This window comes from Staphylococcus ureilyticus (assembly GCF_002902235.1).
Classification (GTDB): Bacteria; Bacillota; Bacilli; order Staphylococcales; family Staphylococcaceae; genus Staphylococcus; species Staphylococcus ureilyticus.
Genome location: NZ_PPRL01000189.1, coordinates 1 through 1219, shown reverse-complemented (window position 1 = coordinate 1219; position 1219 = coordinate 1). Strand labels below are relative to the sequence as shown.

Sequence of the window (1219 nt, the reverse complement as noted above, 5' to 3'; positions counted from 1 at the left end):
GCAGATAGTGATGCCGACGCGGATAGTGATGCCGACGCAGATAGTGATGCCGATGCGGATAGTGATGCAGATGCGGATAGTGATGCAGATGCGGACAGCGATGCAGATGCGGATAGTGATGCCGATGCGGATAGTGATGCAGATGCGGATAGTGATGCCGACGCAGATAGTGATGCCGACGCGGATAGTGATGCCGACGCAGATAGTGATGCCGACGCGGATAGTGATGCCGATGCGGATAGTGACGCAGACGCGGATAGTGATGCCGACGCAGATAGTGATGCCGATGCGGACAGCGATGCAGATGCGGATAGTGATGCCGACGCAGATAGTGATGCCGACGCGGATAGTGATGCCGATGCGGATAGTGATGCAGACTCCGATGAGGGTGTCGACAGTGGTGTTGATACAGAAAATGATAAGAACTCTACCTCTACATCGACAAGAAATCAAAGTGAAAATGATACTAAAACTCAAAGTGAAAAAACATTACCTGAAACAGGTGATGATGAAAAGTCGAATTTATCCTTAGCGGGTGGTTTGTTTGCTTTAGCAGGATCAATTCTTTTATTTAGACGGCGCAAAAATCAAAGTGAAAATCAATAATTCGTTGAGAAAGAGAGGGCTAGGAGAATAATTATACTAGTCCTCTTTCTATATTTATTAAAAATAGCTAGATATGCAATATATAAATTTGGGGATTATAATTATAGGCTTTATTGAAAATAGATGATATAAAAATTACAGTACAATTTTGGAGGAAGTCTAATGAATATCTCAGAGAAAATTAATAAATTAGTTTCTCAGAAAGAAGTGCAAATGTCATTAGGAAAGTATGCATTTATTAGTCTGGGAAAGAGTAATATGAAAGCAACAGTTAAATTATTAAAAAAAACTCGATATTTGGAAAGAGACATCTTAAACCAATGTGAAAAATTCAGAAAAAAAGCTGGCGTATATCCTATTTGGATTAAATTAGATATAGTGACAGATACTGAAAATGTTTGTTTTGATGATCTTGTTAAAGAATTAGTAGAAACAAGAAGAAATTATATAGATTTTGGTATTGCTTTAGATAAGTTTTGGAATACTGTTTTTTTAGCAGAAGAAATCAATGCAAATGCTTTTGTAAGACCTGATAAAAAGGATAAGTCTACTTTTATATTATCTGAAGAAAATATCAATAACTATTTAAGAAAATATACCACACACAATAAAC

At 37.3% G+C, this 1219-nt stretch carries 1 protein-coding gene and 1 pseudogene; both read left to right on the top strand.

Annotated elements, in window-relative coordinates; all coding sequences use genetic code 11:
• Window positions 1-606, top strand: a 606-nt coding sequence (locus CD150_RS13175) for an LPXTG cell wall anchor domain-containing protein (RefSeq protein ID WP_206185657.1), incomplete at its 5' end; no start/stop codon positions are given.
• 162 nt (window positions 607-768) lie between these two features.
• Window positions 769-1219, top strand: a pseudogene (locus tag CD150_RS13170) (poly(glycerol-phosphate) alpha-glucosyltransferase); the annotation flags it as partial.